We start from the raw sequence: 14,475 nt of genomic DNA, 5'->3' as shown, positions 1-14,475 counted from the left end.
GTTAGATATTATTTAAAGGAATAATGTGTAAATCTATGGAAATTGTTAATAGCGTTGATGCATCTGTATCTTGTTGTGGCAAAGAACCGCCTTATGATCATCCAAGAGTTTATTTAGAAATTGATAAAGAAAAAAAGGAAATTAGCTGCCCTTATTGTAGTAAGAAATTTAGATTAATAGAACCAAAATGACTATAAAGCTTCTTTCAGACAGTACTATCAACCGCATTGCTGCTGGTGAGGTTATAGAGCGTCCTGCATCGGTTGTGAAGGAATTGGTTGAAAATGCCGTTGATGCAGGTAGCACTAAAATAGATATTATCTTAGAACGTGCTGGTAAAAATCTAATCATTATTTCCGATGACGGCGTCGGTATGACGGATAAGGAGTTAGAGATTGCCGTTGAGCGTCATACGACTTCTAAGCTTGATGAAAGTGACTTCTTAAATATCCATACTTTTGGTTTTAGGGGCGAAGCATTACCCTCTATCGCCGCTATTAGCAAAATGCTAATTACTTCTAAAAAACGTGATAATCAAAAAGCTTTCCAAATTAAATTAATTGGCGGTGACGAAAAACAAATTACAGCTTCTATTCATAATGAAGGTACTAAAATTGAGATAAGAGATTTATTTTTTGCCACCCCCGCACGCCTAAAATTCTTAAGAACTGATAAAACCGAGCTTGCAGCTACTGTAGATATAGTTAAAAAAATTGCACTTGCACATCCTGAAATCTCTTTTAGCCTAACACATGATGGTAAAACTTTACTAAAGCTTAAAGGACAGAATAAGGATGCCGAAAATAACTTGAAACAAAGAATAATTGACGTAATAGGGGAAGATTTTATAAAAAATGCCTCTTATATAGATTTTAAATCCCCTGATTTCTCTATTTACGGCTATACAAGTATCCCGACATATAACAGAGCATCTAGCGAAGATCAATTTTTATTCATTAATAACAGACCGGTAAAAGATAAATTGTTGCAAGTAGCTCTAAGGGTAGCATATCAAGATTATATGCCGCGTGATCGCTATCCTTTATGTGCTATCTTCCTACAAATCGATCCGCAACTTGTTGACGTAAATGTCCATCCCGCAAAAGCTGAAGTTAGATTTCATGATCCAAATTATGTAAGGAATTTACTTATAGATTCCATCAAAAACGCCTTGTCGAATAAAAGCCATATAGCATCAACTACTATTGCATCTAGTGCTATTGAATTATTTAAAAACCCATTTGTTAATAAAGAGTCATCTGTAAGCAGCAAACCCTTAAACGTGAATAGTAAACCTAGCGAATATAGACCGGCTGTATCGCATGCTATACCTAAATATACACCAAATAATAGCTGTCAAAAATTAATTGATACACTGCCTCACGCTAAAATCGAACAAGAAGTAGAGAAGCGTATACAAAACGAGCAACAAAAACCTTCACAATATAGGCTTGGGGCGGCAAAAGCACAACTTCATACTACTTATATTATTTCTCAAACAGAAGATAGTATAGTGGTTACTGATCAACACGCGGCACACGAACGTCTTGGCTATGAAAAAATCAAGAATTATATTAAAAATGAAGAGCTAATAAAGCAGCGTTTACTTATTCCCGAAATAGTGGAGCTACCGGACGAAAAGAGAGCAGATATTTTATATGAGAATAAGGATAAATTATCTAAACTAGGATTAAGCTTAGAAAAATTTGGCGAAAAATCTATCATAGTAACCGAAATTCCCAATATTCTTGGTGATATAAACGTACAAAAACTAATTCAAGATTTGGCTGACCATCTAGCGGAATGCGGTGAGAATATAGCCCTAACCGAGTTAATTGAGCATGTTACCGAGACCTATGCTTGCCACTACTCTATCCGAGCAGGACGAAAATTATCAGGAGATGAAATGAACGCACTACTCCGTCAAATGGAAGATACTCCATTTTCAGGGCAGTGCAATCATGGCAGACCTACATATATTGAACTTAAGCTTAAAGATATCGAACGTTTATTTGGTAGAAAATAAATAGCCTTATTGCGTAGATCGACAAACGTCTTGAGTGTCACCCCATGACGACATTGTTGCGTGATTCCGATGTCATTCTTAGCTAAAAGCAGGCATCCAGTAAAAAAAGCATAAATATAGCAAAGATATTTTCTTAAATTGCCTTTGAGCATTAGGTGCAAGCTCAATTTTATATTCAGAACTCATAGCTTATAATATTTCTTTTTTTAATTCATCTAAAGAAATAGTATCGTTTAACTTTGCCTCTTTAACAGCTTCTTTGGCTTCCTCTATATCTAATTTATTTTCAATCATTTCTATTAATCTTAAGTCTTCTATAGGTATTACTGTGGCTAAGTCTTTACCTAGACGGCTTAAAACTACTCTTTCTTTTCCATAGCTGCTACGATTTATTATTTCTGAGAAATGCTCCCTAGCAACCGAGGTAGTTATATTTAACATACTATATATATAGTACAATTCACTAATAGCTGTCAAAGCTATTGTAAGTTACGCTTATATAAAGGGGGCTATTTTGTATAACAAAGTTTATAAAATCAGATTGACTTATTTGAAGTTTTGCTTAGAAGCACTTTGGAGCAGCGAATAGCTGTTCTGGAGTATGGTAAATTAAGTTGAAGTTTGCGTATTAAAGAATTGAATTAAAGCATTATATAATTGATCAAATTGAGTAATTTTAGCTTTAATCCATCGCTTCATATTGACCCAAAATTTCTCTATTGGATTTAGATCAGGGGAGTAAGGTGGTAAGAATATTATCCTACAACCTACTGATTCTATTAGTTCTTTGGTCCTTTGAGACTTATGGAAAGCAGCGTTATCCATCACTACAACTTGTCCAGGTTTTAGCTCTTTTATTAAAAATTCTCCAACCCAACTTTCAAATAATTGTCTATTACATGTTCCATTAAATATCATCGGTGCTATACACTCTTTATTAACATAACCAGCTATGATATTTGTTCTGTTGTAATATTTACCGCTTTTTTTACCAATAAGTTTTTCGCTTTTTTTGCCCCATCCTCTATCTTTGCAGATATTTATCTCAATACCACTTTCATCAATATATACAAGATGTTCTATTGGTGTATCTTTTATGACCTCTTGGTACTTATCTCGCTTTTCTTGACTTGCTTCCAAGTAGGAAAAGTCTTTTTTTTATAGCTAAAACCTAGTTGCTTTAACCAATAATACGCACCCACAGAACTCATATTAAAATACGTACTGACTAACGAATATTAGAAATACCCTCAACGAACATTAAAATTACCTATAAAAAAGAAGTAACTATGGACAGTAATATCGAATAAAAATTTCTTTTTAAGATTTATTTATTATTCGAGAATTACTGATGACATGTACAAATAAACAAGTAGGTATTTTAATGCAAAAGATCAAAAAATATAATCAGATAATTTCTGCTGCAAAAGCAGGTATGAGTGTAAAAACAGCACGTAAATATTTAGGTGTTAATAAGTATCCAAGCGAATTACGAACAGTACGTAAATATAGGACACGTAAGGATCCATTTGTTAAGCACTGGGATGAAATAGAATCAATGCTAGGATCAGCACCGGAGTTGCAAGCAACTACCATATTAGCATATTTGACAGAAAAGTATCATGGAAATTATAATGGAAAGCAATTACGCTGTTTGCAGAAAAGGTTGAAACAATGGAGAGCTGAACATGGTAAGGATAAGCCAGTCATCTTTTTACAAAATATTCTTCCTGGCAAACAAAGCCAGTCTGATTGGACCAATATGAATCAATTAGGTATTTGTATTGATGGGAAACCATATTCTCATTTACTATTTCATTTTATATTGCCTTATTCATGTTGGGAAACTTTCAGCATATGCCATAGTGAAAGTTTTGATACATTAGCATCAGGGTTTGAAAAAGCTGTATGGGAGTTAGGTGGAGTTTTACCAGAGCATCGTACAGATAATTTAAGTGCAGCTACCAAGCAATGTGGTAATAGTAGACAATTTACAGAAAAATGGCAAGAATTGCTTGGTTATTACGATGTTGCACCATCGCGAAATAATCCCGGTGTCAGTCATGAAAATGGTTCTGTTGAAAAAAGTCATGATACATTTAAGCAAGCAGTGAATCAACATTTGCTATTACGTGGATCACGTAATTTTGTTGATTTAAAAGCTTATGAATTATTCCTTACACAAATTAAAGAAAAGCGCAATAGCTGTAGAAAAGAAAAATTAGCTGAAGAATTAGTTTATTTAAAAGAGTTACCAATCAGGAAATGGAATGCACCTACAATATTATCAGTACGTGTTAACCCAAGCAGTACAGTTAGTATTTTATCTGTAGCTTATTCTGTGCCTAGTCGCTTAATAGGTTATACTTTAAAAGCTTATATTTATTCTGAAGAAATAGAGCTTTACTATGGTAACAAATGTTTACAAAAAATGTTTAGAATCAGCAATGGCTATGTTATTGATTATAGACATATCATTGATAGTTTAGTACGTAAACCTGGAGCATTTGCCCAATATCAATATTATGAAGCTTTATTTCCACGTGCTATATTTCGTCAGGTATATGACCAGCTGATATCTATATATCCATATAAGGGGCATAAAATATATCTTAAAATATTACAATTAGCAAAAATGTATGGAGAATTGAATGTAGTTGCTGCATTAGAAATGCTAGTAGAAGAGAAGATTGAACCAATAATTGATCATATTACAGATTTACTAAATAGTCAGACTAAAACTGTTTGTTCAGTAAAAATTAATCAACCAGTACTGTCCGAATATGATCAATTACATTGCTTTAAAACAATGGAGGTCGCATGAGTAAAAAGATAATAACTCCGCAACCGCTAAATAATTTACTCAAGAACCTTTGTTTACCTACTTTTGCATCATGCTATAAATCAGTTGCAGAAAGCTTTGAGCAAGAAAAGAAAACATATATAGATTATCTACAAGAGTTAGCCATACGTGAGTTAGAACATAGACATCAGCAACGTATCGCCAGATTGCTAAAGCAAGCAAAACTCTCTCGAGATAAGTTATTAAGCAACTTTGATATTAAGCGTATCCCAGGATTATCGTCAACTAAGATCCAATATCTTGCACAAGGAGAATTTATGGATCGCTATGAAAATATACTTATTTTTGGTAATCCTGGTACTGGCAAAAGTCATCTTAGTATAGGTTTAGCACGTGAGTGGTGTCTTGCCGGTAGGCGTGTATTATATACAACAGCAGCTAATTTGGTTCAACAATTACTAGAAGCAAAGCTTAGTTTAAAACTTAAGCAAATTATTAAAAAATTCGATTATTTTGAAATATTGATAATTGATGATATATCATATGTACCATATAATCGTGAGGAAACTGATGTTTTATTTACCTTATTAGCTGAACGTTATGAGATGCGTAGTGTATTAATTACTAGCAATTTAGTTTTTGCAAAATGGAATTCCATTTTTAAAGACGAAATGACTACATCAGCAGCCATTGACAGATTGGTTCACCATTCTTCAATTCTTGAACTGAATACTGAAAGTTATAGAATCGCTACAGCAAAAGAAAAAAAATTAACTATAAAATTGGAGGATAATAATATAATACACTAGACAATATTTTTTACTCAAAAATAGGTAATTTTAATATTCGTCATAGGGAATTCTAATATTCGTTAGTCAACGTACCCATTTCTAATAATGTGAAATTAGGATTAGAACTCACGTACAACTCAACATCTTGACTTGTTACCCGTCCTTTTTTGCCTCCTATTCTTCTTGCTAAATAATGTCCTTCGGACTTATATCTCTTATACCAATTCCTTACTGTGTTTGCTGCTATTTCAAATCTTATCGCAGTGCTATTGCAGCTATTACCTCTTTCTACATATCCTATAACTCTTTTTCTAAAATCTTGACTATATGATCTTGGCATTTTCCTTTATATATATCATCCCTATACTCAAACCTCAACTTAATTTACTATATAGAAACCTCCATCAACAGGCGGTAAAGCCACCGTTAAATTGGTTTATTCCTCGATGTTTTTTGATCGGGGGGGCAGTAGTCATGTTCAAGGCTTATAGTATTTACTTTAAGCCTAAAAACTACTCAGCTGTTCTTGTTGACGGTGTTTCTAACTCCCTGATGATTCTCCTTGATGATTGTGTTCGAGAAGTCAAGAGAATATTTTATATTGGTTTTGCCAAGGTCGTTTGTTTTTAACAATGTTATTGACAATTATTACTATTTTTCTCATTACTGCAGTAAGAGCTAATTTTTTAGCTTTTCCCTTTTCTACAAGTCTTTTATAAAAAGGTTTAACTGCGGGATTACATCTTACAGATGTAACAGCAGCCATATTTAATGCCGCCCGTACCGTTCCACCATGAATGTTTTGTGGTGGTTAAAACTTGAGCAATTTAAGTTTAAAGGAGATTAAACCGTTATGAACAATATTGTAGAAAAAAGAATAGCTCTTATCGAGCCATATTAAGATTTTATTATTAAAAGCGAAGAATTATTGCGGGAAATCTATCCAGAGGGGATGGATAGGGATTTAATGATAGAATTTATTTTAGCTAAAAAACCTTATAAATCTTATGCTTATTATACTCTAATTCGTAGTTTATTCAAATCGCCATGCAATAAAATTATACTTATAATTGATAAACAATTACTAAAATCCTATTTGGGTTTATTTCGCTCTATTATCTTTGGTACTTTATCTTACCTCGAGTTAATTAAAATTTTCATCTATGATGAGAATGACTTTGCTCTAGATATAAAAGCCTTAAAAAGTAATAAAAATTACTTCTGGTCTTATAAAATTAATTACTTTAAAAAGCTGATTAATGGGGAGTAATTAGTTCTGCCCAGGTGGATCGAAAGTCGTCTGGGCTACGCGACTGTAAGGAGCGTGGCAATTTAGAAAAAATACTATAAATTAGTATTTTTTATACTTTCTTGCTTCGTCAATTACTTCATAATTTCCCCGCAATGACGTTCCAAAAAAAAATCACACCCCGTGTCGTTCAGCAATTAGACCTTTTATCTCAGAAATAGCCTTAGCAGGGTTTAGACCTTTCGGACAGGTTTTGGTACAATTCATGATCGTATGGCATCTGTAGAGCTTGAACGGATCTTCTAAAGCTTCAAGACGCTCGCCTGTATGATCATCTCGTAAGTCGGCAATCCATCTATATGCCTGAAGTAAAATTGCAGGACCTAAATATTTATCACCATTCCACCAATAGCTAGGGCAAGAAGTAGAACAGCACGCACATAATATGCATTCATATAATCCGTCAAGCTTCTCTCGATCTTTAATCGACTGTAATCTTTCAGCATTAGATGGAGCTGGACTATCGGTTTTAAGCCATGGTTCTATAGATTCATATTGTGCATAAAAATGAGACATATCCGGCACTAAATCTTTTACCACTTTCATATGAGGAAGTGGATAGATTTTAATATCGCCTGAAATTTCTTCGATAGGTTTAATACATGCTAGAGTATTTGTGCCATCAATATTCATTGCACAACTACCACAAATTCCCTCACGACAAGAACGTCTAAAAGTTACAGTGGAATCAATTTCGTTTTTGATTTTAATTAAAGCATCCAAAACCATCGGACCGGTTTTGCTTAAATCTATCTCAAAACTATCAATAGTAGGATTCTCATCAAGATCAGGATCATATCTATAAATTTTTATTTTTCTAAGATTAGATATATCACCTTTTGCTTTATGCTCCTTACCTTTTTTTACAACTGAATTTGGCGGTAGCCTTAACTCTGCCATACTATATACTCTTTAATATTATGATTTAGCTTTTATCTTCCTTTTTAGCTTTAATTGGTTTTGCTTTCTTAAGGTCTTTTTCTTCGGCTATTTTTATGGTAGATGATGCTGCACCAAAAGGAAAGTTATTTTCTTCTTCAGAGTCTAGCTGTCTGCTGCTAAGTAAATTTTTAATTTGCTGACCTGATAATGTTTCATATTCTATTAAAGCTTTAGCAAGTATATGAAGCTGATCTAAGTGCTTAGTTAAAATGTCTTTTGCTAAATCATAGCCGGTAGTAACAATTTTCTTTACCTCTTCATCTATTAACTCTGAAGTACTTTCCGATCTATCACTAGAACTATTTCTATTAGCATACATATCTTCACCAGCACTTCCGTGATATACAGGACCGACCTTATCGCTAAGACCCCAATCGGTAACCATTGCCTTTGCCATTCTGGTTGCCATTTTTATATCTGATGATGCTCCTGAGGTTACCTTTTCTTTACCGAATATAATCTCTTCAGCTACTCTACCTGCCATAGCTACCGCAATATCAGCGTCCATTTTATCACGTGGCATCGAAAAACGATCATTTTCCGGTAATCTCATAACCATGCCAAGAGCTCTACCACGAGGGATAATCGTAGCTTTATGAATAGGGTCAGAAGCGGGACAGTATAAACCAACTAAAGCATGCCCACCCTCATGATATGCTGTTAGTTTTTTCTGCTCCTCGGACATAATCATTGAGCGACGCTCAACTCCCATCATGACCTTATCTTTTGCTTCTTCCAAATCATGCATTTCTACTTCTTTTTTATTACGCCTTGCAGCAATAAGAGCAGCTTCATTAACTAAATTAGCAAGCTCTGCACCGGAGAACCCAGGCGTGCCTCTAGCAATAATTCTTGGTACGATTTTAGTGCTGTATTTTACTTTCTTTAAATGCACTTGTAGTATTTTTTCTCGTCCATCAATATCAGGATTTGAGACAGTAATTTGCCTATCAAACCTACCTGGTCTTAATAAAGCGTTATCAAGTACGTCAGGGCGGTTAGTAGCTGCAATAATTACGACTCCCTCATTTGCTTCAAATCCGTCCATCTCTACTAACATCTGATTCAGTGTTTGCTCACGCTCATCATTACCGCCGCCCATACCAATACCTCTATGGCGACCTACCGCATCAATCTCATCGATGAAGATAATACAAGGTGCGTTACGCTTGCCCTGCTCGAACATATCACGCACACGGCTAGCACCAACACCTACAAACATCTCAACAAAATCAGAACCAGAGATGCTAAAAAATGGTACGTTAGCCTCACCTGCAATTGCTTTAGCAAGGAGTGTTTTACCTGTTCCTGGCGGACCTATAAGCAAACAACCTTTCGGTATTTTACCACCAAGCTTTTGGAACTTGCTAGGATCTCTTAAAAAATCCACTATTTCGGTTAATTCGTCTTTTGCTTCATCAATACCTGCAACATCTTTAAAGGTAATTTTTGGTCCTTTATCTGACAAAAGTTTGGCTTTAGATTTACCAAACCCCATAGCTTTACCGCCGCCATGCATTTGACGCATGAAGAAAACCCAAACACCGATTAATAAAAGCATTGGAAACCAAGAAATTAAAAAGCTTAAAAAAGTGTTCATTCTTGTTTCAGGTGGCACGACTTCTATATTAACGTCATTATTATTTAGACGATTTACTAAATCAGGATAATCAGGAGCATAAGTGCTAAAACTAGAACCATCATTTGAAGTTCCTTCTATTATTCTTCCTTGAATTTTAACCGAGTTAACAGTTTTTTCATCGACTTTTGTTAAAAAGTCTGAGAAAGATATATTATTTTTACTGCTGAGTAACCCATCAGATTGAAAAACATTGAAAAGCAGTATTACAAAAACAAAAATTACTGCCCAAACTATAATATTTTTACCTTGATTATTCATTGATACAAAACCTAACAAAAATCATTAATTATAAATAAAAACATTTTTACCAGTTTAATTAACTGACTTAGTAAAAATGTGTAAAACGAGATGTAAAATCCGGAGCAAAAGAGACGTTAAAACTCTTTATGTCGTTATCATAGTACGATATATGTGGTATTGCTACAACTTTTTCAAGTATTTTAATAATAGGTAAGGTAAATAAAATAGCATTGTGGGTTCCATAAGATAAGTTTTTTAAAACCTCTAAATCTAATTTTTTTTTGATTATTTTATAATCTTCCAGCGATAAATATGTTGCTACACAATTTTCTAAATCATGTTTTTTTGTAATACGGAAACGATTATCCCAAACAGCTTGCTTATTCAATAATAACTTACTTTCTGGTAGCTTTTTACCAAACTCCCGATATATTAATAATTCATTTTGCATACGCTTAATTACGCAACCATGCAAAGTATTTTTAAAATCCAAACTTTGCATAATTAATTTTAAAATAGGCTCTACCGAATAGAAGCGAGCCGAACGATGCTGCCCACCAATTATTATCAATAAAAAATTAATTAGCTGCACTCGTACTTCTGGTGAAAATCTGCTAAATTTAATTAAATTAAGAAAAGCAAAACCATATTCAGATATTTTTACTGATTCGGCTATTGCTGCTATCAATTCCGGTTTAAACTTATTCTCTACTAATTCATTAACTTTAATCTGCTCAGTAATTATATCATCTTTAATATAATCTTCTTGTTTGGCTAATTTCTGCCTAACTGCATTACGTCTATATTTAGTCGATAAATTTGATTGATCTTCAAACCATTTAATATTATTCGTAACTAAATAATTTTCTAATTCGCTTTTAGGAATATTAAACAGAGGTCTAATTATTTGCGTATCATTATGACAATTCACGTTACTGCTGCTAAGCCCGAATACGCCGCTTTTACGTTCTAATCTAAGGCAAAAATTTTCTATATAATCATCTTCGTGATGAGCGGTTAAAAGAACTAATATATCAAGCTTCCGGCATAGTGAGGTCATTAAATCATAACGCCCTTTTCTTGCTCGCTCTTGTAAATTGGAAAAATTATTTTGATGGTCGAAAGATAGGTTATAATGCTTACGATTTAAGCTATTACTTATGTTTTGGATATACTCTATTTCTTGCTTTGATTGTTCTCTTAAATTATGGTCAACCGATAAAACAAATAGCTCTATATTATTTTTCTTTGCCCAGATACTTGCAAGATAAAGTAATGCTACTGAATCACTCCCACCGGAAACTGCAATAGCTATTTTAGATAAGCCAAAACCATCTATTAGATTATTGATGTTGTGTTCAAATTTTTTGTATAGCATAGAATTATTATATATAGACAACGTAAAAGTTTAAAGTGAAAAAGAAAGCAATAAAATTTTATTTTTGTCAAAAATTTCTACAAATAAAAGAAAAACTATATTAGAAAAATTAGAACGGTTGAGGCTAGATTCTTATAGAGAAAATAATAATATTAAAATGAAAAAATTAAGTGCTGTTTTAAATATTGACCTAGAGGATTATTCAAAATTGATTGAGCATATACATAAGGAAATAAGCCCTAATATAATTATACTAGATTACCATGTTCCAGATTAATTCATTTCATTCTTATCAAATAAAAAATAGTTACCTACTTTCGGAATAATAAACTTATCTTCTGGTATATTATGCTTTTTGATTGCCTGCTGTAACTCTAAAGGAGCTGAGTTAAAGGGTTCGTCAGCTAATTGAAAAACATCGAAATGGCTAGCTATAGAAAATTTAGATTGCAAATCTAGATGAGCAAGTACTGCTTCGTCAGGGTTCATATGGACCGGTTTCATGAACCATCTTGGTTCATAAGCTCCTATTGGAATAAGGCTAAGCAAAATGTTATATTTTTTGCCAATCTCTTTAAAAATATTAGCATTATAACCTGAGTCACCTATAAAACAAATATCACCCATCTTGATTTTAATAATAAAAGTTCCCCATAATGCTTCATTCTTATCAAATATTCCTCTAGCTGACCAATGTTGTGCCGGCTCTAAAAAATACTCTACATTTTGATTCTTGTAAAATTCTCCCCATCCTAGAGTAATAATTTCGGCATCCTTAATGTGTTTTTTTATTATTATATCATTCTTAAGAGGAGTAATAATTTTAGGCTTATCCCGCAGCCACAAATCTTTAATCGTTTTAATATCTAGATGATCATAATGATTATGGCTTATTAGTATAAAATCTATTTTAGGTAAATCAGTAGAATCGATCCCAGGCTTTACTACTCTTTTCGGTCCTGCAAAGGTAAAAGGACTTGCTCGTTCTGACCAAACCGGATCAGTTAAAATATTTAGACCTTGTACCTGAATTAAGAAAGTAACGTGACCTACATAGCTTACTCTTATATTTTCATCATGAGTTATTGGAGGAATATCGGTTATAATAGATTCCGATAATGGTAGCCATTCTGACTTTTTTGAAGTCATTTTCCACTTTAAGATATCAAGCAAATTTTTGGGCTTAATATTAGGATCAAGGTTATAAAACATATTTTTATTTTAACATGATCTTTCGGTTTGTTTATTAGATCGTTTAGCTTGCTCTTTTCCTGCAAAAGATTTTTTTGTCTCATTTGGCTTTTGTACTGATTTATGAGCAAACCCTGCTGCTTTTCCTCTTACTTCCATGACAGATTGCAGAGCTTCTTTTGGTAGTTGAGTTAAAAATGCTGGTATCTTTGATTCTACTTCTTTCTTATTAATATTTATTTCTTTTGATTTCTTTAATTCTATTTCTTTAGCAAGATCTCTGCCAACAACTTCATCTAACGAAACTTGCATGTAATCAGCAAGAGCAACAATTGTTTTACTACTAGGCATATTTATATCATCTCTCATAAATCTATCTATTGTAGTTTCATGACATCCTAATATATTAGCTAACTTGTAATAACCTTTATCTGATTTTTGATTACCTTTTAATTTTTTTTCAACTATTACTTTGTCTATGAATTCTTTTAAATGCTCTCTATATTTTTCTTCAATTTTAGGCTTTTTTATAATTTCAATAGGATTGTTACTTGCTTCAAATTTTCGCTTATTACTTCCATTATTTTTTAAAATTTCACCCATTGTTTTTTCCTACAGATATATTCATTTCTAAGTGGTAAGGTTTTTATATTTTTTGAAAAATTATTTATTAATATATAACTAATAAATGGTAAATAGAAGATAATTTATAATGCAAACAATAAAATAGAGCTATTAGTGAAGTATTTTGGAGGTTTCAAGGAGATTATATAGATTACAGATTGTTTTCTCTACTTGCTTATCATTTATTAATAGAATAATTTTAATTTCTGATATTTGTATCATTTGAACATTTATATTATCTTTTGCTAATTTTAATAATATCATTTCAAGCAATTTCAAATCATTTTTAATCCCATGACCGATAATTGAAACTGTAGCAATTTCAGTATCAAAAGTGAAATTAGTTATTTGATTATTGTTTTTCAAATTAGTAAGTAATATATGTAAACTATTTTTATCTGTTAAATTAGTAATAAAACTATATCTTTTGTTAGGCTCTATTTCTTGCATTAACTCAATATGAGTATTATTTTGTGCAATGATACTCGCAACTTGAATAAAATCTAACGAAGAGCTTTCTATAGTTAGATATAATAAATTTTTATTAGAAGTAATGCCGCTAATTATCCTTTTTTCCATAATTTTATCTTTTGAAGTGATTAACGTGCAATCTGCTTCAGGTGCAAAAGTTGAAAGAATACGCATATCTATTTGATATCGCATTACTATTTCTGCTGCCCTTGGATGTAATACTTTTGCTCCACTTAATGCTAACTCTAACATTTCTGAAAAGTCTATCTCATTTATCTTTTTTGCTTTTGGAATAATTCTTGGATCAGCAGCAAATACTCCCTCTACATCCGTATAAATATCGCACCTATCTGCTTTCATAGCTACAGCAATTAAAGCAGCGGTAGTATCAGAGCCACCTCTACCTAATGTAGCTAATCTATTATGTTTATTGATTCCTTGAAAGCCAGCAATTATAGGAATAATATCTTGTTGTAAACATTCGTTCAATAATTTCGTGTCAACTGATTCTACTAAAGCTTTACTGTGGTTATCATCAGTCAAAATTGGTAATTGCCATGCCAAAAATGATCTGGCATTTATATTTTCTTCTTGAAGAGCAAGTGCAAGCAATGAAGCCGTAACTATTTCACCGCTAGAAAGTGCTACATCGTATTCTGCAAGTTGAGATGATTTGTTAAGACTTGATACTTCATTACACAATGTAACAAGTTGATTAGTGACCCCTGCCATAGCAGAAACTACTATAATTACTTGATTATTTTTAGCTATTTCAGTTTTTATAATAGGGATGATTTTTTTTATTCTGTCAATAGTTGCAACGGAAGTGCCACCGAATTTTTGAATTATTAAGGCCATATATAGAAGCCTAGTAGAATATTGTTTATTTTAAATAGAGTAAATTATGTATACTCGTCTACCAATTTTTTATTTATTAGAGATATATCTTCTTTTGTACTATTCCCAAATAAGAACTGCGTGCATGGATTAATTTTAACGTCATAAGCTACGCAACTGCAAGGAGCGTGACAATCTCAAGAGTATCACAAGCTTTATTA

At 32.6% G+C, this 14,475-nt stretch carries 15 protein-coding genes; 5 read left to right on the top strand and 10 right to left on the bottom strand.

The genetic code is table 11. The features are described 5' to 3' along the window. Positions 1-23: 23 nt before the first annotated feature. Both ACICQC_RS00190 and mutL read left to right on the top strand, forming a co-directional pair. A complete protein-coding gene (locus ACICQC_RS00190; RefSeq protein ID WP_395476968.1) occupies positions 24-191 on the top strand; it encodes a zinc-finger domain-containing protein in 168 nt (55 codons plus the stop codon). Beyond that, on the top strand, positions 188-2,026 hold the full coding sequence (gene mutL / locus ACICQC_RS00185; RefSeq protein WP_395476967.1) for a DNA mismatch repair endonuclease MutL: 1,839 nt from the start codon (positions 188-190) through the stop codon (positions 2,024-2,026). The genes ACICQC_RS00190 and mutL overlap by 4 nt, the downstream gene beginning before the upstream one ends. Positions 2,027-2,215: 189 nt before the next feature. Here mutL and ACICQC_RS00180 read toward each other — a convergent pair whose 3' ends face one another. Both ACICQC_RS00180 and ACICQC_RS00175 read right to left on the bottom strand, forming a co-directional pair. After that, on the bottom strand, positions 2,216-2,467 hold the full coding sequence (locus tag ACICQC_RS00180) for a type II toxin-antitoxin system prevent-host-death family antitoxin (protein ID WP_395476966.1): 252 nt from the start codon (positions 2,465-2,467) through the stop codon (positions 2,216-2,218). Between the two features lie 168 nt (positions 2,468-2,635). Then, positions 2,636-3,166 carry an IS630 family transposase gene (locus ACICQC_RS00175; RefSeq protein ID WP_395476965.1) on the bottom strand — a complete coding sequence of 177 codons (531 nt, stop codon included), beginning with the start codon at positions 3,164-3,166 and terminating at the stop codon, positions 2,636-2,638. A 211-nt stretch (positions 3,167-3,377) separates the two neighbouring features. Here ACICQC_RS00175 and istA point away from each other — a divergent pair, with 211 nt between their 5' ends. Then, a complete protein-coding gene (gene istA / locus ACICQC_RS00170) occupies positions 3,378-4,850 on the top strand; it encodes an IS21 family transposase (RefSeq protein ID WP_395476339.1) in 1,473 nt (490 codons plus the stop codon). Further along, complete coding sequence (istB, locus tag ACICQC_RS00165; RefSeq protein WP_395476338.1) at positions 4,847-5,638, top strand: IS21-like element helper ATPase IstB; 792 nt, start codon at positions 4,847-4,849, stop codon at positions 5,636-5,638. Before istA ends, istB begins: the two co-directional genes overlap by 4 nt. A gap of 52 nt (positions 5,639-5,690) precedes the next feature. On the opposite strand, the gene ACICQC_RS00160 is transcribed toward istB, so the two are convergent. From ACICQC_RS00160 to tilS, 5 genes are all read right to left on the bottom strand, one after another. Beyond that, positions 5,691-5,960: a helix-turn-helix domain-containing protein gene (locus ACICQC_RS00160; protein WP_395476964.1), complete on the bottom strand. Its 270-nt coding sequence runs from the start codon at positions 5,958-5,960 to the stop codon at positions 5,691-5,693. Between the two features lie 243 nt (positions 5,961-6,203). Beyond that, complete coding sequence (locus ACICQC_RS00155) at positions 6,204-6,386, bottom strand: hypothetical protein (protein WP_395476963.1); 183 nt, start codon at positions 6,384-6,386, stop codon at positions 6,204-6,206. 657 nt (positions 6,387-7,043) lie between these two features. Next, the gene (locus tag ACICQC_RS00150; RefSeq protein ID WP_395476962.1) at positions 7,044-7,829 is read right to left on the bottom strand and encodes a succinate dehydrogenase iron-sulfur subunit; all 786 of its coding nucleotides are present in this window, start codon (positions 7,827-7,829) and stop codon (positions 7,044-7,046) included. Positions 7,830-7,854: 25 nt separating this feature from the next. Then, the gene (gene ftsH / locus ACICQC_RS00145; RefSeq protein ID WP_395476961.1) at positions 7,855-9,771 is read right to left on the bottom strand and encodes an ATP-dependent zinc metalloprotease FtsH; all 1,917 of its coding nucleotides are present in this window, start codon (positions 9,769-9,771) and stop codon (positions 7,855-7,857) included. 67 nt (positions 9,772-9,838) lie between these two features. After that, positions 9,839-11,131, bottom strand: a complete 1,293-nt coding sequence (tilS, locus tag ACICQC_RS00140) for a tRNA lysidine(34) synthetase TilS (protein ID WP_395476960.1) — start codon at positions 11,129-11,131, stop codon at positions 9,839-9,841. Between the two features lie 64 nt (positions 11,132-11,195). Here tilS and ACICQC_RS00135 point away from each other — a divergent pair, with 64 nt between their 5' ends. Then, a complete protein-coding gene (locus ACICQC_RS00135) occupies positions 11,196-11,408 on the top strand; it encodes a hypothetical protein (RefSeq protein ID WP_395476959.1) in 213 nt (70 codons plus the stop codon). Here the strand turns inward: ACICQC_RS00135 and ACICQC_RS00130 are convergent. The 3 genes from ACICQC_RS00130 to ACICQC_RS00120 all read right to left on the bottom strand — a co-directional run bounded on the left by ACICQC_RS00130 (position 11,405) and on the right by ACICQC_RS00120 (position 14,275). Next, positions 11,405-12,280: an MBL fold metallo-hydrolase gene (locus ACICQC_RS00130; RefSeq protein WP_395476958.1), complete on the bottom strand. Its 876-nt coding sequence runs from the start codon at positions 12,278-12,280 to the stop codon at positions 11,405-11,407. The two genes, ACICQC_RS00135 and ACICQC_RS00130, sit on opposite strands and share 4 nt — an antisense overlap. A 72-nt stretch (positions 12,281-12,352) precedes the next feature. Continuing rightward, a complete protein-coding gene (locus tag ACICQC_RS00125; protein ID WP_395476957.1) occupies positions 12,353-12,925 on the bottom strand; it encodes a hypothetical protein in 573 nt (190 codons plus the stop codon). Between the two features lie 132 nt (positions 12,926-13,057). Beyond that, positions 13,058-14,275 (bottom strand): aspartate kinase, encoded by a 1,218-nt coding sequence (locus ACICQC_RS00120; protein ID WP_395476956.1) that lies wholly within the window; start codon positions 14,273-14,275, stop codon positions 13,058-13,060. Between the last annotated feature and the right edge of the window lie 200 nt (positions 14,276-14,475).

It is taken from the genome of Rickettsia endosymbiont of Pantilius tunicatus, from assembly GCF_964291875.1.
Taxonomy (GTDB): domain Bacteria; phylum Pseudomonadota; class Alphaproteobacteria; order Rickettsiales; family Rickettsiaceae; genus Rickettsia.
This window is presented reverse-complemented; position numbering and strand designations above follow the sequence as displayed.

Coding starts and splice junctions, on each gene's coding strand:
- ACICQC_RS00190 (WP_395476968.1), top strand. CDS start 24: ATGTGTAAATCTATGGAAATTGTTAATAGCGTTGATGCATCTGTATCT.
- mutL (WP_395476967.1), top strand. CDS start 188: ATGACTATAAAGCTTCTTTCAGACAGTACTATCAACCGCATTGCTGCT.
- ACICQC_RS00180 (WP_395476966.1), bottom strand. CDS start 2,467: ATGTTAAATATAACTACCTCGGTTGCTAGGGAGCATTTCTCAGAAATA.
- istA (WP_395476339.1), top strand. CDS start 3,378: ATGACATGTACAAATAAACAAGTAGGTATTTTAATGCAAAAGATCAAA.
- istB (WP_395476338.1), top strand. CDS start 4,847: ATGAGTAAAAAGATAATAACTCCGCAACCGCTAAATAATTTACTCAAG.
- ACICQC_RS00160 (WP_395476964.1), bottom strand. CDS start 5,960: ATGCCAAGATCATATAGTCAAGATTTTAGAAAAAGAGTTATAGGATAT.
- ACICQC_RS00155 (WP_395476963.1), bottom strand. CDS start 6,386: ATGGCTGCTGTTACATCTGTAAGATGTAATCCCGCAGTTAAACCTTTT.
- ACICQC_RS00150 (WP_395476962.1), bottom strand. CDS start 7,829: ATGGCAGAGTTAAGGCTACCGCCAAATTCAGTTGTAAAAAAAGGTAAG.
- ftsH (WP_395476961.1), bottom strand. CDS start 9,771: ATGAATAATCAAGGTAAAAATATTATAGTTTGGGCAGTAATTTTTGTT.
- tilS (WP_395476960.1), bottom strand. CDS start 11,131: ATGCTATACAAAAAATTTGAACACAACATCAATAATCTAATAGATGGT.
- ACICQC_RS00130 (WP_395476958.1), bottom strand. CDS start 12,280: ATGACTTCAAAAAAGTCAGAATGGCTACCATTATCGGAATCTATTATA.
- ACICQC_RS00125 (WP_395476957.1), bottom strand. CDS start 12,925: ATGGGTGAAATTTTAAAAAATAATGGAAGTAATAAGCGAAAATTTGAA.
- ACICQC_RS00120 (WP_395476956.1), bottom strand. CDS start 14,275: ATGGCCTTAATAATTCAAAAATTCGGTGGCACTTCCGTTGCAACTATT.